This window comes from Thermodesulfobacteriota bacterium, assembly GCA_040757775.1.
Taxonomy (GTDB): domain Bacteria; phylum Desulfobacterota; class UBA8473; order UBA8473; family UBA8473; genus UBA8473.
In genome coordinates, this window is sequence record JBFLWQ010000015.1 from 60,183 (window position 1) to 78,725 (window position 18,543).

Here is an 18,543-nt window from a genome sequence, read left to right on the forward strand (position 1 = left end):
CCAATTCGCATAGAAAAATATTTTACGGGTAGTGGCTTCCTGGATAAGGGGAAAGAGAGAGTTTTTATAATGTCAGAGAGTTCAATAAAGAAATTGTATCTTATTCTGGACCGGTCAGACGGCTATTCTTCTCAGGAATTTCAGGAATATTTTACCGGTTTCTTTCCTTACATTGATATATCTGCGGATATATACCTTATTGTAAAAGATATTGAGAGAGGTTTCCCCCGTGTGAGGGAGACGATAAAACAGATCGCCCTGTTTCTAAAAAGATACTTCTTTTACAGGATAAACATCCATCCTGTTCATCCGTTACCTTCTGAAGATTTACTGGAAGATGTTTACAACGATTTTTTCCAGATAATCAGCCCTTTTAATAGGGAAGGATACCTTCACCAGAGCGTATCCCGTATTATGATCTTACCCATACTTACAGCAGAAGAGGACGATGATATAGTATTCCTCAACAGATCCCTGGAGTTCCTGAGAGATCGACTTATGATTCCCAGTATCTACATCACAGAAAATAGTCTCCCTAACGGAATCAAAGGGATTATGAAGAGTGACAGAGAAAGGATTTATCTGGAACTGGGTGGGGGAAATAAGCTGGAAAGGCTCATAAATACCCTGGGAACCCATTCTGTATTCGATGACCTTATGGTATGGGCCAGTGCGCCGATAAAGAATCCCCTTCAAGGATGCCCTTCTGTTATATTGAGAGAAAAAGATGGGGATATTTACAACTGCTTCAAGGCAGTATCCTCAAAACAGCCCGTTTCAAACCTTTACTCTATGAACAGTCTGCCTGAGCTGCTCATGACATTCGAAACCTATGAAAACAGGCGGAGCGATTGTATGAACTGTGCTGTAGAATCGCTATCTCTTATGAAGGATACCCTCAGGATAAATGACCGCGAAAAAGAGGCATTTAGCATTTCCTTTCAAATTGGCATGGAATTGGTCAAACAGGAAGACTACAAAAGCGCGCTGGAACATTTCGACAGAGTGCTGACGGAGCGTACCGAACTTGAGGATATGGGAACTATCCTCCTTTCCAAGGCATTGTGTCATCTCAAAAGAAAGGAAAACGAGAAGGCAATGGTTACCCTGGAAGAGGCAGAAAGGCATATCCCATCTTCAGCCATGATCTATTATTATAGGGGCCTGTGTGAATTCGGTCTCAGGGATTATATAGAGGCAATTGACAGGTTCCAGGATGCCCTGAAAATGGGGTCTGACCAGCTTCCCCTGGGGGATGTGTATTTTTATGCGGGGCTAAGTCATATAAATCTGGAGGAATACAGTGAAGGACTTGCGATGATGAATCGTGCAGAAGAATTTTTCACCGAAAAGAGCCCTGTCTATTATTATATGGGGCTCTGCTTTCTAGGCATGAGAGACCTTGATACCGCTTTAGACTATCTCAAAAAGGCACTCACATCCCAACCTCAGGAAGGAGACTTAGGCAGTATCCACTTTTACCTGGGCTCCTGCTATAAAGAGATGGAGAGGTATGAAGATGCCCTTTTAGACCTTAAAAGGGCTATGGAAGCGGAGGAGGGAAGGAAGGACATTCATAACCTTATGGGGTACTGTTATTTCAAACTGAAAGAATATGATGATGCTATACAATGCTTCTCCAGAGCCGTGGAGATAGACCCGAACTCTGCTATCGATTACGCAAATATAGGGGTGAATCTCAGAGAAAAAGGGGAGATAGAAAAGGCTGTTCCTATGTTCAAAAAGGCACTAAGCCTGGATCCCTCCATTGGTTTTGCCAGAAAGCATCTGAACGAAATAAATAGAGAGCTTTAAAAACCTGGGTTTTTAAAGCTCTCTGATGGTTTTGTTTTTTATTTACTAGGGAAGGCCATAAAGGGCTATTGCACACATGAACTTACCCGGCAGGCCAGCCTGATTATGAACCATACCAAGTTTTGGATTCTTTAACTGACGGGACTTGTCTTCTGCCTTTCCCTGAAGCTGCTTGTATATTTCAAATGCTTCTCTACAGCCACTGGCACCAATGGGATGGCCAAATGCCTTTAAACCACCACTGAGGTTGACTGGTATTTCGCCTTCCTGTGTCCATGCACCTGCTTCAAGGTCTTCCCTTGCCTTTCCTCTCTCGCAGAGTCCCATAGATTCCACAGCAATGACCTCGGAGATTGAGAAACAGTCATGACACTCAACGAGATCAATCTCTTTCCTGGGGTTCTTTATCCCTGCCATGGTATATGCCTCTTTAGCTGCATATACAGTCTCATCCCAGACTGTAAAATCATAATCTGTCCTGATGCTTCCCTGCCCAGGACCTATGGAGAGCCCTAACCCTTTGATAACTACATAATCGTCTCTGAACTTCTTTGCATCCTCTGCACGGCACAGGATAGCCGCTGCTGCTCCATCGGTTACACCGCAGCAATCGAACAACCCGAGGGGCCATGCAATTACAGGCGCATTCATAACCTGATCTTCGGTTATCGCATTTCGAAGATGGGCTCTGGGGTTTCTTGAGGCATTGTAATGACTCTTTACTGAAACCTTTGCCAGCATTCTCTTTCCCTCTTCGGGGCTGAGTCCATACTTCTTGAAATATCTGGTTGCTGCAAGGGCATACATGCCAGGAGCAGTTATGCCTCCCTCGAAGACAGGGTGTGGAGGTATGGACAGCTCACCGAGCCCGCCAAAACCGGTGTCCTTCAGCTTTTCAACGCCCACAACAAGAACGATATCGTAAACCTTGGCTGCCACTGCAAAAGCAGCATTCCTAAGGGCATCTGTGCCGGTAGCACATCCATTTTCTACTCGGCTAACAGGCTTGTATGGAAGCTTTAATGGCATCGACATGGATGCCCCTGTAATCCCTGTAGAGGTCATACCGGCTCCGGTACCATGGAACCCTATAGTTCCTACCCACCCTGCATCGATGTCCTTCATCTCAATACCTGCATCCTTCAATGCCTCATAGGTAGCTTCCACAACCATATCCTCGCTTCCCATATCCCAGTTTTCCCCGAATTTGGAACAACCCATGCCAATAATTGCAACCTTGTCTTTAAAACTCTCTGCCATTTTACATCCCTCCTTATGCCCTTACCGGACGGCATTTCCAGAAATAGTTGTGAATACCATGCGCTTCATGAACCCTTCTAAAGGTAAATTCTACTGCTATGTCAGGGCTGATCTTTTCAGGATCCCGATCTGTTAATATAGTAGAAACCCTGCCTCCTCCATCTATGTTAACTATGGCGATTACAGTTGGTTTGTCTACAGATGTTGCCAGGTTATCCATGCTGTAAGTAAAGAGTGTCCCCTTCTTATCCGACAACCTTATTTCATCGAAATCATCCTTGGCCTGACACCATGTACATACCCTTTGCATGGGGAATTGTATGGTCCCACACTGCCTGCACTTATGCCCATGGCAACTGAAGACCCAGTTTCTGTCCCTCCATGACATCGTCAGTGCTCCAAACTTTTCTGGCTCCCGCTGCCGACCCCAATCCATCAGGTTGCGGAAATGGAGATACTTTCCATAAGTAGGTAAGTCCATCTTTGATGCCAGGTTCCTCTTTATACCACGTCTGTCCCTGATTTTTTCTATCTGCTTGGTTACCTTCAGGATAAAGGCATCTGCTCCATCACCATAGTTGGCAAAGAGTATCCTGTCTCCAGGTTTTGCCTCTTCGAGGGCAGCAACCAGCATCATCATGGCTTGAGCAGACCCTGTATGACCCACTGTGGTGAGAAGGGAATCCTGTAACTGGGCCTTTGGATCAAAACCCAACCTTTTTGCAAGCTCATTGTGTCTTCGTTGATCATGTGCGTAGAATATCGCCTTCGTAAAATCTTTTGGGGTAACGTTATACTTTTTGAAGAGTATGGAGATTACCTCCTCGAGATGGGCAAGGTACCCCTGAGTAACTACAAACCGTTCTTCCCACATCTGAACATACCTGTCTTCCTCTCTCTTCCATATGTCCATGAATTCACTGGAGATGCTGACGCTACCTTCAATCTCCACGGCTATATCGGAGTCCCCTATCAGAAGGGATGCAGATCCATCACCAAAAAGTCTCTCAAATGGAGAATCCGGGGCTGGAACACGACAATCAGCAGCTGTAACCAAAAACCTTTTTGCCGATCCGGCACCAACCGCATCTATAGCGGCCTTCAAAGCACTCGTCCCGCCTCTTACTGAGTTGGTAAAGTCTGCTGTAGTTATATCCCTCCGCAGGTCAATTACCTTGGCAATTATACTTGCATTTTGCTTTTCTCTGTAAGCCGGGGTTGTGGTGGCAAAATACAGGCCATCGATTAATGACCTGTCCATACCGTTTAGACAGTCTATGGAAGATTCTGTAGCCATAGTGAGGCTGTCTTCATCCCAATTGGCTACGGCTTTTTCGCCTTTTGCCCCGTAACTACCCCAGGTCTGAGCCAGTGTCTGCATATTCAACCTGTACATTGGAATATAGGCTCCATAAGAAGTAATTCCTACCATATTATAACCTCCTTTTCGATTATTTTGGAATGTGAGATGCATTCCCGTTAACAAATATCAACGATAATTTTGAAAACCGACTAAAAAAACCCTATCTTAATTCATTTTTCTTGTCAAGAAAAAGTGTCAGGGAATACCCAGAGCATAATTCCGACGTTGAAAGGCATTGTTGAAGTTGGGTGTAACCCTTTATCTTGCTGTATATTCCTCCCGAAGTTTGTGTTTCAATACCTTCCCTACCGGACTTTTAGGAAGGCTGGTTGCAAATTCAACAGATTGGGGTATGGCATGTGAAGGGAGGTGTTGCTGGCAAAGGTTTATGATCTCTGATGAGGTAGCTTTCTTCCCTGTCTTTAAGATAATAACTGCTTTAACGGCTTCACCCAGTTCATCATCAGGTACTCCTATTACTGCTACCTCCTGTACGGCGGAGTGCTTGTATATTATATCCTCAATTTCAGAAGGAGAAAGGATTTTGCCCTTGCTGGTTATAATATCTTTCCTTCTTCCCACAAGATAGATGTATCCTTCTTCATCAATAGTAGCCATGTCACCCGTATATAAGTAGCCTCCCCGTATGGTTTCGTCTGTTGCCTTGGGTGCATTCCAATAACCTTTCATCATATTACTACCTTTAGCAGTTATTTCTCCAACTTCACCCGGGGAAATATCCTGTCCCTCCTCGTTTACTACCCTGGCGTGTGTGTTGATTGCCTCTCTACCACAGGAGCGCAATTTATTTACCCTTTCTGGGGGGCCCTCCGGGACGATATCTTCAGGAGGAAGGAACGTAATGGGGCTCATTTCGCTTAAACCATAAGGCTGTCCGAATATATTGCCAAAGGTCTTTACCGCACGCTTCCATACCTCTGTTGGCAGAGAGGCTCCTGCAACGAGTACACAACGAAGGGAACTATGATTATATCTGTTCAACTCCGGGAAATCAAGGAGTACGGGCAGGAAAGGAGAACCGATGAAGGTGGTGGTTATCTTCTCTTCCTGAACTGTTTCCAGCACTGACCTGGGATTCACATCCTTTAGTATCACCACCGTACAGCCCATATAGAAGTGGGGAAAGACTAGCCAGGTAATAAGCTGTCCCCAGAAGGCAGGAACGGTAAAGAGGCAAATATCATTATGAACAATACGGTAGGCCCACATTATACTGAGCATAGTAACCAGGCAGCTTCTGTGTGTGTGTATTATCTGTTTTGGAAGGCCCGTAGTTCCACCACTGCATACGAGGAAAAGGGGGTCATCATCTTCGATTGGTACTTCTGGCCCTGCCGGGGAAGAGGAGTTTATCAGTGCATCATACCCTTTCATGTCATCCTGGGTGTCACCCAGAATTATAAAGTTTTTGACTGCCTTCAATTCGGGGCGAAGGGAATCGATTAAGCCTTTGTAGTTTTCTCCGAGGACAATAGTATTCGCTTCAGCATTGTTCAGGAGATAAGTCAGCTCTCGTGGGGTCAAACCGGGGTTGAGCAGGGTAATTACGGTTCCTCCTTTAACCCCGGCACAGGAAATTTCAACATGCTGGAAACATGTATCTGCCACTATGGCAATTCTGTCCTTTTTCCTCACACCAAGGTCAAACAGGGCGTTTGTGAGTCTATTGGCTCTCTCATTGAGAGAGCCAAATGTGAGACATTTTGCCTGAGATACTATGGCTGACTTATTGGGGTATCTTCTCGCATTTCTTTCCAGAATTTCACCTAACATAATATCACCATCATCTTTCTTTCGGCTTCCCGGGTTGAAGTCTTGTATAGAACCTCTTAGAGGTATAGATTGCTGCCAGAGGATTGTGACCCAGGATCCTATCCTTGACTGCTAAAACAGTAATAGGGGCATCCGAATGTTTGATGAAGACAGTATCGTCACCCGTACATAATCCAAACAGGATATTCAAATCGGTTTTCTGTTCATTCAGAAGAAATGCCTGTCCGACTGGATTACATTGAGGTTGTCGTCCCCGTCCCGGGAATATTTTTTCTTCCTCTTTAATATCCATGTCTTCTGAGGAAAGGCCGCCCGCTACGCAGCATGCTGATACCACATCGAACCCATTGTTCTCAAGAATATTAGAAAGTATCTCGACTTCCTCAGACAACCCTATACAAAAGCCTATGCCAAGCTTTTTATAGCCCATGTGTTTTGCAAAGATTATGGTTTCTTCAACTCGGGTCAAATTCAAACCTGAATCCTTCCACGTCAGGGCAACGGCACGGATTGTCTCCTTTGTCTCCTTATTCAGCAGCTTCTTTCTTGCCTCTTCCAGTATTGGGAGCTTTGTCTTCATTGGACAAAAGGATGGTCCATCGCTAGAAAAACCCAGCCAGCAAATCTTTTTGGGGCATCTGCCACACTGTAATTTTTCCGGTTCAATCATCTTTTCCCCCTATTTATCGAACCTCTTGAACCCTGAATCTTCCTCCTTGCTATCAAAGAGAACCTGGTAACTGGGTGGAAAACCAGCGGTAGGATCGACCTGTGCCCCATAGTAAGAAATAGGATACCTGACTCCCCTTTTGTAAAGTTCTTCAAGACCAGCAATTGCCTTTTCCATCCAGGAAGCGGGTAAGGCCATTACCAGTTCATCATCCTGGACATGTGCATATCTCCTCTCTCCGTAACAGGGGATAGCAAGAGATGGTTTGTTATTTAAGTAGCACCTGGCAATAGAGTCGGCACATGCGGATTCCCCAACGCAAAAGAACTGGAACTGTTCATAGTCTTCGAACTGGAGGGCATTAATGAGAACTATCATTTGAGCAGGGTTGCCGTATATCAGCACAATATCAGGATCGAAGGGATTATAAACCAAAGGCCCCATAAGTACTGCGTTGTATTTGCCTGTCGGGACACAAGGGATTTGTTCTTCGCATCTCCTGGCGCCTTCCTTGGTCTTACACCATACGATAGAACGTAAAGTACCATCCTTAATGTAATCAGGCGCTTCCACTAATCCTATTATTCTACCACAACCGGGACCAAGAAAATCGTCAGCAGTGGCACCTATTGTCCAGTCGTAGGTCCGGACTATTGTTATAAGTTGACATAAGGTGAGTCTCTTTGTAAGACGGCGTATCCATTTGTTACCTTCTATCTCTTTGGTGTCTTCCAAAAGTTTGAAGGCTACTGGAAAGGTTTTCAGCCGTAAAAGAAGTTCCATCTTTCTTACTATATCCCCCCATTTTTTCATCTGATTTTTCTCCTTGTTTTCTTAATAGGTTAAATTATAGAATTGCAAAGAATAGCTTCATTAAAAAATCCTTGTATCACTCTGGCAATCTCCGAAAGAGTAAAATTTATGAACTTTTTGCGAAGATATCAAAATTTAAAGGAAACTAATGCATATGCTCATGTTCTTCGAGTCTGGCTTCTTCTCCAACTAAAAGTAAAGGAAAGACAATATCGCTGATACAACAGGGGATTATTACCGCCAATATCATGAATACAAAGACCATACCTATCACCTGGACCCACTCAGATAACCCAAAAGATACGAGGTAAAGGATGGATGCCATACTGCTTATCAGGACATGGACGGAATGAGAAAAAATGGTACTCCTTCGAACCTCTGGTACCATCAAACCAGTCAATATGCCCACAGCCACAAAAGGCAAGATAATTTGTGAGTGTTCAACTATGCAGATATGCCAGTGCATTTTAACCCCAAGGAGTCTGCCAGAATAGAATGGCATTACTATATCGCTTATACCACAGATTCCCACTGCACCGATGAAGCCAACTACTATTGCCTTTACAAGTTTCCTCTCATACCTCCAGAACATAGCAGTAGTTGCCATGGAACTGAAGAGCATATGAAGTGGATGGAATATATGGAACAGTCTGTAAGAAGCCTGAGAAAAATTTATTACACCCATCAGGGCAGACATATAGGAGATTACACCCAGTACTGTTATCCCCACCGCCACGCTGAATACGCTAAAGGGCAGGTGGTGTCTCAGTTCTGTTCCCATGTCTTTCCATTTTATTCCATTTGCAGGCATAATCGTGTTACCTCTCCAAGATAGCCTTTAACCTAATCCATCTAGAGCTGAGACCTTTGAAAAAGAGTTTCCCTGCGTCATTCCGGTGAAAGCCGGAATCCAGAACCGCTTGAAAACACTGGATCCCGCGCCTGCCCCGTACTCGATACGGGGTCAGCACGGAATGACAGGAGGGTGATTTAATTCATAAGTTCAAAGGGCCAGAACTGCCTTCAGAAGAAGGCATGGATTAAAATTGCCCCGTGACTTTACATACGTTACTGTTTTAAAACACAGTTAAAATAAAGAGTCAAGAGATAAGTTGAAAAGGAGGAGGATTTATAGGGGGCTTAAGGGTGGAAGGGGATAAGCTAGGAAGAAAGCCGAACCTATCCCCTGTATTCCCCTCTATTTCCCTCCCGTCAAAGTAGCGGCTCATGGGAAAAAACCGTATTGGGAGACATAACAGTTTACGGTGGTTAGTGACCAGTTGTCAGAAAGGCTTTTCCTGACCCCTGACAACTGAACTCTATAACCCTTTACTACGATATATGTTCAACAAAGGCTTCCACCCTGGTCTTCAGTTGCCCTATATCGCCTTCGCTGTAGTCTGTCTCAATCTCCAGAACAGGTATTTTGGCCTTTTTCAGTGCCTCTTTTACTTTAACAAACTCAACGTTGTATGTATGGCAGAACTGGAGTGTATAGTGGATTACTCCTGAAGCCTTATAATCTTTAACATACTTAAGGATATCATCTATCCGCTCTTCATTTGGGCTGAAACAACTACAGTTAATCTTCATGTAGCGATCCGCAATGGCTTTCACCTTCTCTTCCATTGTGGGACGCCCTTCCTCCACTGAATTGGTAAAGTACCTTGTACCTACACAACTCTCCTCACATACCACCACTCCGCTACTGTCCTCTATGACACTGTGGAGTTTCCAGTTTGGTATTGCCATTGGACAGCCGGAGACCAGTATCCTGGGCCTCTTTTCATCAAATACCCCTTCCCCTTTCTTATTTCGTTCCTCGAGTTCATCTGCCAGTTCGTTGACCTTGGTGGTGAACCTTTTGGGGTCGTCATAGAAGGCGATCTGAGATATAAGTAAGGAATCTTTTCCACTTATGGGGAGCGGGTTTGCCCTACGCGTATCGAAAACCCTCTGCATAGCTCTACGTTTCTCATTGATGAGTTTGATTTTTTCTTCCAGCAATTCTGCGGTAATCTTGGTACCTGCCTCTTCCTCCATCTTTTTCATGAAATTATTGACTTCTTTAAACCAGAGATCTTTATCGATATCTCTTTTCATTTGAGGGAGTTCCATCACATAGGTGGGGATATGCTCATTGAGAAGCTCCCACACCTTCTTTTTCCCATCGCAGGTGGTTTCGCCTATAACAAAGTCTGAAGCCTCAAAGTAGGGACAGATTTTGGAGATTTTGAAGCCAAAGGCAGACTTGATTAGTGGGCAAAGATTTCTTGGCAACACGGCCTCTGCATCAGGAACAGAAAACTGGGCGCCGCCACAGAGTCCCACGCTCACACCACCAACAGCAAGTATTATCTCATCCGGGACATAAAGACAGAAAGTCCCGACCACTTTGCCGCCCTTTTCTTTGTGGTCTAAAAGCTCCTTGATCCTCAACCCGTGAACCTCGGACATAACAAAGTCAAAATACTCCATTCCTTTTGGACGGTCTTTCTGACTTATGTAAACATCGGAATAGATCGCCCCTAAGGCACTTAACAGTTGGTCATGCCTCTCCATATCCAGACCTAACCCTTTCCACATCTCATTATAATCGCTCATATTTTCTCCTTTCTTGTCTATGTTTATTAAAAAATCTCTCCCAGAATCTGAGGGTTGACTTTTGGAATAAGTTAGTCTAAAATAAAAAAACCTGAAAAAAGGGGGGTAACCCCTTTTGTGTAGGGTGGCGGGGCTATCAGATGAAGAACTTGGCGGTTCGCTGATAGCCCCCCCTTCTTTTCTTGTTCACTCCCTCCAGGTGTCTATTAAGGACTTATTACCTTATCCGCTTCGACAAGTGACTCAATAATATCGTACATATTGGATATTACTCCAACCTGAAGCTTTTCCTTAATTCCATAGAAGCTGAGACATGTCCCACAGGAAAGAATTTCGACTCCTTTCTTTTCCATCTCTTTTATATGTCCCACCACATCCGATCCCTCAATAACCAGCTTAACACCGCTATTTGCAAAGATGAGTTTCCTGGGTTGTGGATCAGCAACAATCATGGTTTTGAGGAAAGCATCCATGAGGGTCTTCCCCAATTCCTCATCCCCGACACCCATTAAATTGGAATTTATGTAGATGACGATATTGTCATTTCCTTTGCCCTCCCTGGTTTTTGATCCGACTTCACAGGAAAATCCTTTAGCTATCTCAAGACGATAGTCTCCGTTATCTTCCTCAACCTTCACTGTGCAGCCCTGACTTTCTGCAAAGCGTCGGACGTTATCTCGTGCTGCCACGTTATCCACTATTACTGTGAGGATGCCTTCTTCAATTTCTTCCAGTGCCTTTTTCGTGTTGATCACAGGCTGAGGGCATGCAAGCCCCCTTGCATCGACTGCCTTAGTCATTTTTACCGTACCAATATCCTCTCTTCAGAATCTTCCATTACCTCTCCGATTATGGCTGCTTCTTTTATGCCTTCCTCTTTAAGTCTTTTTTCCAGTTCATATGCCTTATTTTCAGGTACTGCTATGAGAAGCCCCCCTGAAGTTTGTGGATCGAAAAAGACATCGGTGATATAAATTGAGAGGTTCGGATTTAAATCTAAACGCCCAATTCTAAACTCTCTATTGCGATATGTTCCTCCTGGAATAATGCCCATTTTTGCGAAGTTCAGGGCTTCGGGGAGTATGGGAACATCGGAGGCATTGATTACTATCCCTTTCCTGGTGCCCTCAATCATCTCAAATGCATGACCCAGAAGACCGAATCCCGTCACGTCAGTACAGGCATTCACTCCCACTTCCTGCATGATTTCCGATGCCCTTTTATTCAAACTGGCCATGCACTTTGTAACCATCTCAATCGAATCCTCTGTTGCCATTCCACCTTTTATTGCCGTATTGATTATCCCGGTACCCAGAGGCTTGGTAAGAATAAGTCTATCTCCTGCCTTTGCCCCTACATTTGTTAACACCTTAGAGGGGTGAATTGTCCCTGTAACAGAAAGACCGTACTTCAACTCTGGGTCTTCTATGCTATGTCCCCCGACCAGTGTGACTCCTGCCTCTTTCATCTTCTCAATGCCGCCTTTAAGGATCTCCCTCAGTATGGATATATCCATAGCCTTTATGGGGAAGCAAACTATATTCATTGCAGTCAGGGGTTTCCCTCCCATAGCATAGACATCACTCAGGGCATTGGCAGCAGCTATCTGACCGAACATATACGGGTCATCAACTATGGGGGTAAAGAAGTCCACAGTCTGGATAATTGCCAGATCATCGGATAATTTATAAACTCCGGCATCTTCAGCCCTTTCCATGCCTACAATCAGGTTTGGATCATCCATTAAGGGAAGATCACATAATGCCCTAGCCAGGTCCGCCGGACCCAGCTTCGATGCTCAACCTGCTCCTTTAACAGTTTCTGTGAGTTTTGGAATTTTGTTGTCTTCCATTGAGATATTCCTTTCTAATGATTTCCAGCGCCTCAGGTATGCATCTGATTATTTCAATCACCTGTGTCGCCGGTGTTGGATTGCACAACGACCCTGCAACCCTGTTGACCATTGCCGATATATGGCACGCATCAATAGCTTGATGCCCTCCGAAGATCAATCCTGCAACCATACCGGTTATTGTATCACCCGTCCCACCTATGCATTCGAGGGCCTCGATATTGGGTTCAGCAACCTTTTTTAGAACTATTCCGTTTTCGCATATAAAGTCAACAAACCCTTTGACCAGTAAGAATCGAGGCGTACCTTTTGTCTCGTATGCCTTTGTTATAAAATCTTCTACCTCATCATGCCTGTGGAAGATGAACCCTCTTGTGTAAAAGGGATGAGGGGATTTTTCATCAGCCAGAAATGCCAATTCTCCAATATCCGGTGTGAACAGGTCATAAAAATCAGCACAGCCGCTCATTTTTGCGATATACATGTACCCGGCATCGGCTACCAAAAAAGGTTTGTTCTTAATCTTCTCTAAAGCGCAAAAAAGCTTATGATGCAGTATTAAATCTGGCATTATATAATGAAAGCTGCAGACAGTAGGTTTTAAGGTATGTATGTTTTCAGTAAGATAATCATACACTATTTTGCTCCCATCCCCCTTCCCTATATCACCGGCTATAACACAATATGGTTCATCTAACCCTATAATCTGGCAAATGGTAGCTGCTGTTCCGATCATAGAAGGTGTGCCACGCTTAGGATAAAATGTCCTTTCACCTATAAACAGCCTGTCATTTTTGATCCTTGCCCTTCCGTAGATCAACGGCAATCCCGGATCGGGGATTGTTCCAGCTAACAGTAGCATAATTAACCCACTTCTTTCAACATTTCTTCATATGCGATATGGAGGGCATAGGCACAGACAGTATGCCCAAGGTCTCTGGGAGAAGGGGTTTCTTTAAGGTGCTTTCCGATAAGCATTTCAGCCAGGTAGGGCACATCAGGGCAACCACCGCCGGATATGTTTACAATCTGCTCTGTTCTCTTATCTATGACCAATTTCATGTTAGCTGCCCTTATCATCAGATAGTCTCCAAAGTCCTTTTTTTGACAGAGGTCAATGGGTTCAAGGATTTCGTCTGAAATTGGAATGACCTTAAGGGGAATCCTCCCCTTTTCCTTAAGGATACGCTCAATGCCAAGTTGTTCGATAAGCAGGAATTCTATGACGAGATCACAGCCGGTCCTCAAGTGAGGGGGTGGCCCCACAACTCTCACCTTATATCCTGCTTTTTTCAGGATCTTCTCAGCAGAAATAACATCACTTGTGCTTGGATATACCAGCAGCCCCCTGAAATCTTCCTCCTTATGTTTTTCTGATTTCCCTGAAAAGAGTCTCTGTATTTTCATTTCTCCTTTCATACCTTCTCTTTCATTGAGAAACCGATGACGAAACAGAAGATAAGCCCAACGATTACGGCGCCAGGTCCCCACAAATCTACACCCTTTGGGGAGCTGGCTATGGCGAAATTATGGGCAAAGGCAGCACCGGCAATCATCCCGATGACAAAAATTGCTGAGTCTCCATCTCCTTCACCGGACAGGAATAATTGACGCCCCGGACATCCACCCGCTAACGCAAAGCCTAAACCTGCCAGAAGCATCCCCCCAAAGTTCCAGATATGGTTGTTGTGGGCAACCGGTTGCCCCACAAAACCGGCATTGAACTGACCAAGTATAATATTTGTCACAAATGCCCCTATCAAAAGCCCAAATATCCCGGTCATGAGGTGAAAGTCCCTTATCAGGATTATGTCCCTGATAGCGCCCATGGTACAGAACCTGCTCCTCTGTGCCAGGATGCCTATTACCAGGCCTATGACCAGTGAGATAATGAGGGGGGCATGCATCGCCCCGGGACCCTTTTCACTGAAGAAAACAGCCCCTGAAGGTAATTTGGGTTCAGCAACAAGGAGGATTAAGAGTCCGATCATAATAAGAGGCATTATCCAACCCACAAATCTATAGGTCTTCTGGCTTCGACCGAGATTATAGCCCGATTTCAGAAAGTATACACCGAGTCCTACCCCTGTTGTCAAACCGGCAAGCCCAAGGATAGCGTTTCCATCTCCACCGGACAGTCTCAATAATGCCCTCCATGGACAGCCCAAAAAGACCAATGCTCCGATCATTGCGAAGAAGCCAAGCATGAACCTCACAATGGGGGCGGATCCCACCCGTGGCTTAAACTCTCTAAAAATAAGGGCAGAGATAAATGCCCCAAGAACAAACCCAATTATTTCCGGTCTTATGTACTGTACAACATCTGCTCTGTGCAACCCCAGCGCCCCTGCTATATCCCTCTCAAAACATGCCACACAGATCCCCATATTTGGAGGATTGCCCCATTTTTGAAGTAGTGCTGCGAATACCCCAATGAAAAGGCCTGCACAAAGAATCCCCTTTTTAGAACCGAAGAACCTGACTATGCTTTCCATATAACTCTCCCCCTATAATATGTAATTAGTTCATGCTGAAAAGTTACCCTTTCCATAATCCGGAGCATACTTTTTGATCTATCGAGGATTTGCTGGTTACTTGTGGGGACATGCAACAGCGGGCTAGCCCGCTGTTGAGCCCGCAAGTTGAAAAACATCACCATAATAACTATTCAAGTTGAAAAAGAGTCATCAAATTAAACCACACTCATAATTTGATTGCAAATAGGTAATTTCAATAGTTGGGCTGTATAGTTATAGGGGAGACCTATAGTTAGAATGCATTAATTTTACCGTAAAAATTTTTCCTTGACTTTCGATTCTTATTGATACCTTGTTTTTCTCTTGACAATAATACTGTGTTGGTTGTATTCTTTTTTACAATTTTCAGATTAAGTCTTACCTTACACCGCTTAAGCTTTATCGTTATTGGATAAGGCGCCAATTTGTTTTTTTCAGGATTTATATACCTCAAAAAATTAAGGGAAAAGGACTATTTTTCAATATTTAATAATTGGTTAATCGTAGCTAACTAAGTCAAAACCAATAAAAAATTAAAGGAGGTTTGAAATGGATTTTAATTACACTAAAGAGCAAGATGTTTTGAAGAAGGTGTCCCGGGAATTTTGCGATAAGGAGATTGCCCCAAAGGCAGCGGAATTTGACAGAACAGCGGAGTTTGATTACAGCATTATCGAAAAGCTGTCCAAGCAGGGACTGCTGGGTGTGGTTATAGCCAAAGAGTATGGGGGTGCTGGTGGAAGCCATATAGATCAGGCGATAATCTGTGAAGAGATTGCCCGGGATTCTTTGACGGCAATGGTAGCGACGAATATGGCATGGTATATGGCCTATGAGCTAATGAAGGTGGGAACAGAGGAGAATAAGAAAAGGTGGATGCGGTACCTATTCGATGGGAAAAAGATGGGTGCCCATGCCGGTAGCGAGGCCAATGCTGGGACAGATGCTGCATCTGTTGGGACGTGGGCCAAGCTGGAAGGGGATGAATGGGTAATCAATGGGACAAAGTGGTTTGTCTCCAATCTTGGGAAAGCAGACTTTTATTTTATTACACTGCGTACGGCTGAGAGTCGCTATGGTGGAATAAGCACGATATGTGTGGAAAAGGACACCCCCGGTATGACTATTGGGAGAAGGGTAGAACTTATAAGTAACAGGGCTATCAGTAACGGCGAGTTGATTTTCGAGAATTGCAGAGTGCCTAAAGAGAATTTGATTGGCAGACTCAACAAGGGTTTTTTTGACATGATGATCCTGTACGATGCAATAAGGTTATACCTGGCTATAGGAGTAGTTGGGGTAGCAAGGGCTGCCATGGAGGAATCGATCAAATTTGCTCAGGGACGCCAGCAGTTCGGCAAGCCCATCGCAGATTTTCAGATAATCAGGGGTATGCTTGTGGATATGGCTACAGAGATTGATGCTGCAAGGCTCCTTACATTCAGGGCATTGCAAATGGAAGATGAGGGAGTCAAACATACGAAGGAGACCTCCATGGCGAAACTCTACACTTCCGAAGTTGCTGACCGGGTGACCTATAAAGCCGTACGGATACATGGAGGATACGGGCTTACGATGGAGTTTCCTGTACAGCGTTATTGGAGAGATGCCATGTTGTGCACCATAGGTGAAGGAACAAGTGAGATTCAGAGGATGATAATCGCTGCTGAAATGCTGAAGAGCGAGAAGATTGTACTCGATTCGGCTCTCGATTAAATGGTGTTGGTATGAATATAGTAGTTTGTGTTAAGCAGGTACCAGAAGAGATTCGGATAAATAAAACAAAGGGCACTTTGATCAGGGATGGGATAAAAGGCGTCATTAACCCCTGTGACAAGAATGCACTGGAGTTGGCAGTAACCTTAAAAGAGAAACATGGAGGCAAGGTAACGCTTGTCTCTATGGGACCAAAGGATGTGGAGAATACCCTGACCCATGGGTTAGCCATGGGAGCAGACAAGGCCGTTCTCGTCTGTGACAGGGTATGCGCCGGTGCGGATACACTGGCTACTGCCTTTGCTTTGGCCACAGTTATAAAAAAACTGGACGATGTTCAATTAGTGCTGTGTGGTAAAGAGACCGCTGACAGTGGTACGCAACATGTGGGACCACAGATTGCCCATTATCTGGGGATACCCCAGATAACGTATATTATAGATCTGGTACTTGATGGCGGAAAGATGCGGGCAAAAAGACAGCTGAAAGATGAATATGAAACTGTGGAAGCTTGGTTGCCAGCCCTGGTTACAGTTGTTAAAGGGATAAATGAACCAAGGATGCCGACCTATCTTGAGATCTACGAAGCCTCAAAAAAGGATACACATAAATGGTGTGCAGAAGATCTGGGTCTGAAAGAGGATGAGATAGGCGTTCAGGGCTCCCCCACAAGGATTATTAACGTCTTTGCACCGGAGGCAAAAAGGGAGTGTAAAATGCTCAGGGGTTCGATAGAGGATATATCCAGCAGATTAATCAATGACCTGAAAAGTAAGGAATTAGTATGAAAGAGATGGACCAGTATAGAGGTGTTTTGGTATTTGCAGAGCGGAAGGACAGCCAGGTAATAAAGGGTAGTCTTGAACTCCTGTCTTTGGGGCGAGGGCTTGCCGATGAGCTTCAGGTAGAACTGTCAGCTCTTTTGGTAGGGGATCGTTTAGGCAGCATTCCAGAGGAACTTATATACTATGGGGCAGATGTAGTATATGTGATAGAGAACCCTATCCTTGAAAGGTATACTACATCTCCCTACCATAGTATCGTATGTGATTTAATCAGAAAAAATAAACCAGAGATAGTCCTCTTTAGTGCCACGCATCTTGGTATGGATTTGGCTCCCAGAGTAGCCTGTGAGCTGAAGACAGGACTGAGTGCTCACTGTGTGGATTTAAAGATGGATAAGGAAAATAGACAGTTGCTTCAGATTTGCCCGTATTTTGATTACATGGCGACTATCGTAACCGATACGAGGCCCCAAATGGCTACAGTTCAGCCTGGCATAGCCTCCCTTCCAAAACGAGATGATTCCAGACATGGAAAGACGGTAATGGTTGAATTTGAGATAGAGCCCGGAGATGTTAAGGTCGTTGAGGTGGAGGTAAAAAAGGAAGAAGGTACCGAAAAGATTGAAGAAGCGGATATTATTATTGCCGTGGGCCGTGGGCTTAAAGATATGCGGTTGGCTGAGGAACTGGCTTCTGCTCTTGGAGGAACAATTGGTGCAACCCAGCCTGTTACCGATGCTGGCTTATTACCTGAATCACGCATGATAGGGCAAACAGGCAAGATGGTTCAGCCGAAGCTGTATATTGCCTGTGGAATTTCCGGTGCAGGGCAGCACATTGTAGGAATGCAAAATTCAGGCACTATCGTTGCAATTAATACAGATGAAAAGGCCCCTATATTTAAGGTAGCTGACTATGGTATTGTTGGGGATGTTACTAAAGTAATACCGGCACTCATTGACTCTTTAAAGGGTTAAAGGGGTGTCTCTTCGGGAGTTCTTTCCTATACTATTCTATTCAAGTCCTATCTTATGCCGAATCCTTTAATTTATATCACTCAAGAAAATGACTCTGACCCCTTTAGATATTCTAGCCTGAAGGAAAAAACCTACATCTGGACAAGGTAAACCCTATTAAAAAATCCCCTTCCGGGCATTGCCCTCCTGGGTGAGAAAAGTCTAACAACCTTGTATACAATACTGGTGTCCTAGTAGTGCGGTAAAAACATTGTTGTCAACAAATAGAATTGTCCGCTTTTGTAACAAATGAATTGTCCACTTTTCTGTCCTCGGAGAAATGGTAAATTTGGAGTCGGAATATCTCCCCTGGGATAGAAGACGAGCGGCGGACCTACG

General features: G+C 44.5%; 16 protein-coding genes. 4 read left to right on the plus strand and 12 right to left on the minus strand.

What is annotated here, in order from left to right:
- Positions 1-69: 69 nt before the first annotated feature.
- Positions 70-1,815, plus strand: a complete 1,746-nt coding sequence (locus AB1401_10240) for a tetratricopeptide repeat protein (GenBank protein ID MEW6615830.1) — start codon at positions 70-72, stop codon at positions 1,813-1,815.
- 45 nt (positions 1,816-1,860) lie between these two features.
- Here AB1401_10240 and AB1401_10245 read toward each other — a convergent pair whose 3' ends face one another.
- The 12 genes from AB1401_10245 to yedE form a co-directional block, all read right to left on the minus strand.
- Complete coding sequence (locus AB1401_10245) at positions 1,861-3,075, minus strand: acetyl-CoA acetyltransferase (protein MEW6615831.1); 1,215 nt, start codon at positions 3,073-3,075, stop codon at positions 1,861-1,863.
- A 13-nt stretch (positions 3,076-3,088) separates the two neighbouring features.
- Positions 3,089-4,507 carry a 3-oxoacyl-[acyl-carrier-protein] synthase III C-terminal domain-containing protein gene (locus AB1401_10250; GenBank protein MEW6615832.1) on the minus strand — a complete coding sequence of 473 codons (1,419 nt, stop codon included), beginning with the start codon at positions 4,505-4,507 and terminating at the stop codon, positions 3,089-3,091.
- Between the two features lie 189 nt (positions 4,508-4,696).
- Positions 4,697-6,232 (minus strand): AMP-binding protein, encoded by a 1,536-nt coding sequence (locus AB1401_10255; protein ID MEW6615833.1) that lies wholly within the window; start codon positions 6,230-6,232, stop codon positions 4,697-4,699.
- 10 nt (positions 6,233-6,242) lie between these two features.
- Positions 6,243-6,902 (minus strand): DUF1847 domain-containing protein, encoded by a 660-nt coding sequence (locus AB1401_10260; protein ID MEW6615834.1) that lies wholly within the window; start codon positions 6,900-6,902, stop codon positions 6,243-6,245.
- 9 nt (positions 6,903-6,911) lie between these two features.
- Positions 6,912-7,715 carry a DUF169 domain-containing protein gene (locus AB1401_10265; protein ID MEW6615835.1) on the minus strand — a complete coding sequence of 268 codons (804 nt, stop codon included), beginning with the start codon at positions 7,713-7,715 and terminating at the stop codon, positions 6,912-6,914.
- 145 nt (positions 7,716-7,860) lie between these two features.
- Positions 7,861-8,526: a hypothetical protein gene (locus AB1401_10270; GenBank protein ID MEW6615836.1), complete on the minus strand. Its 666-nt coding sequence runs from the start codon at positions 8,524-8,526 to the stop codon at positions 7,861-7,863.
- 521 nt (positions 8,527-9,047) lie between these two features.
- The gene (locus tag AB1401_10275; protein MEW6615837.1) at positions 9,048-10,319 is read right to left on the minus strand and encodes a double-cubane-cluster-containing anaerobic reductase; all 1,272 of its coding nucleotides are present in this window, start codon (positions 10,317-10,319) and stop codon (positions 9,048-9,050) included.
- Positions 10,320-10,525: 206 nt separating this feature from the next.
- Complete coding sequence (gene yedF, locus AB1401_10280) at positions 10,526-11,119, minus strand: sulfurtransferase-like selenium metabolism protein YedF (GenBank protein ID MEW6615838.1); 594 nt, start codon at positions 11,117-11,119, stop codon at positions 10,526-10,528.
- 2 nt (positions 11,120-11,121) lie between these two features.
- Positions 11,122-12,171: a selenide, water dikinase SelD gene (gene selD, locus AB1401_10285; GenBank protein ID MEW6615839.1), complete on the minus strand. Its 1,050-nt coding sequence runs from the start codon at positions 12,169-12,171 to the stop codon at positions 11,122-11,124.
- On the minus strand, positions 12,131-13,033 hold the full coding sequence (locus AB1401_10290; protein MEW6615840.1) for a sugar kinase: 903 nt from the start codon (positions 13,031-13,033) through the stop codon (positions 12,131-12,133). The genes selD and AB1401_10290 overlap by 41 nt, the downstream gene beginning before the upstream one ends.
- 2 nt (positions 13,034-13,035) lie before the next feature.
- On the minus strand, positions 13,036-13,590 hold the full coding sequence (locus tag AB1401_10295; protein MEW6615841.1) for a DUF3343 domain-containing protein: 555 nt from the start codon (positions 13,588-13,590) through the stop codon (positions 13,036-13,038).
- Positions 13,587-14,666: a YedE family putative selenium transporter gene (gene yedE / locus AB1401_10300; GenBank protein MEW6615842.1), complete on the minus strand. Its 1,080-nt coding sequence runs from the start codon at positions 14,664-14,666 to the stop codon at positions 13,587-13,589. The genes AB1401_10295 and yedE overlap by 4 nt, the downstream gene beginning before the upstream one ends.
- A gap of 570 nt (positions 14,667-15,236) precedes the next feature.
- Between yedE and AB1401_10305 the strand changes: the two genes are divergently transcribed.
- From AB1401_10305 to AB1401_10315, 3 genes are read left to right on the plus strand one after another with little or no spacing between them, the layout of a single operon-like run.
- Positions 15,237-16,403: an acyl-CoA dehydrogenase family protein gene (locus tag AB1401_10305; GenBank protein MEW6615843.1), complete on the plus strand. Its 1,167-nt coding sequence runs from the start codon at positions 15,237-15,239 to the stop codon at positions 16,401-16,403.
- Between the two features lie 11 nt (positions 16,404-16,414).
- A complete protein-coding gene (locus AB1401_10310) occupies positions 16,415-17,191 on the plus strand; it encodes an electron transfer flavoprotein subunit beta/FixA family protein (protein MEW6615844.1) in 777 nt (258 codons plus the stop codon).
- Positions 17,188-18,165, plus strand: a complete 978-nt coding sequence (locus AB1401_10315) for an electron transfer flavoprotein subunit alpha/FixB family protein (protein ID MEW6615845.1) — start codon at positions 17,188-17,190, stop codon at positions 18,163-18,165. Before AB1401_10310 ends, AB1401_10315 begins: the two co-directional genes overlap by 4 nt.
- Positions 18,166-18,543 lie beyond the last annotated feature (378 nt).

Coding starts and splice junctions, on each gene's coding strand:
- yedE (MEW6615842.1), bottom strand. CDS start 14,666: ATGGAAAGCATAGTCAGGTTCTTCGGTTCTAAAAAGGGGATTCTTTGT.
- AB1401_10250 (MEW6615832.1), bottom strand. CDS start 4,507: ATGGTAGGAATTACTTCTTATGGAGCCTATATTCCAATGTACAGGTTG.
- AB1401_10255 (MEW6615833.1), bottom strand. CDS start 6,232: ATGTTAGGTGAAATTCTGGAAAGAAATGCGAGAAGATACCCCAATAAG.
- yedF (MEW6615838.1), bottom strand. CDS start 11,119: ATGACTAAGGCAGTCGATGCAAGGGGGCTTGCATGCCCTCAGCCTGTG.
- AB1401_10270 (MEW6615836.1), bottom strand. CDS start 8,526: ATGCCTGCAAATGGAATAAAATGGAAAGACATGGGAACAGAACTGAGA.
- AB1401_10245 (MEW6615831.1), bottom strand. CDS start 3,075: ATGGCAGAGAGTTTTAAAGACAAGGTTGCAATTATTGGCATGGGTTGT.
- AB1401_10260 (MEW6615834.1), bottom strand. CDS start 6,902: ATGATTGAACCGGAAAAATTACAGTGTGGCAGATGCCCCAAAAAGATT.
- AB1401_10295 (MEW6615841.1), bottom strand. CDS start 13,590: ATGAAAGGAGAAATGAAAATACAGAGACTCTTTTCAGGGAAATCAGAA.
- AB1401_10290 (MEW6615840.1), bottom strand. CDS start 13,033: ATGCTACTGTTAGCTGGAACAATCCCCGATCCGGGATTGCCGTTGATC.
- AB1401_10240 (MEW6615830.1), top strand. CDS start 70: ATGTCAGAGAGTTCAATAAAGAAATTGTATCTTATTCTGGACCGGTCA.
- AB1401_10310 (MEW6615844.1), top strand. CDS start 16,415: ATGAATATAGTAGTTTGTGTTAAGCAGGTACCAGAAGAGATTCGGATA.
- AB1401_10265 (MEW6615835.1), bottom strand. CDS start 7,715: ATGAAAAAATGGGGGGATATAGTAAGAAAGATGGAACTTCTTTTACGG.
- AB1401_10275 (MEW6615837.1), bottom strand. CDS start 10,319: ATGAGCGATTATAATGAGATGTGGAAAGGGTTAGGTCTGGATATGGAG.
- AB1401_10305 (MEW6615843.1), top strand. CDS start 15,237: ATGGATTTTAATTACACTAAAGAGCAAGATGTTTTGAAGAAGGTGTCC.
- AB1401_10315 (MEW6615845.1), top strand. CDS start 17,188: ATGAAAGAGATGGACCAGTATAGAGGTGTTTTGGTATTTGCAGAGCGG.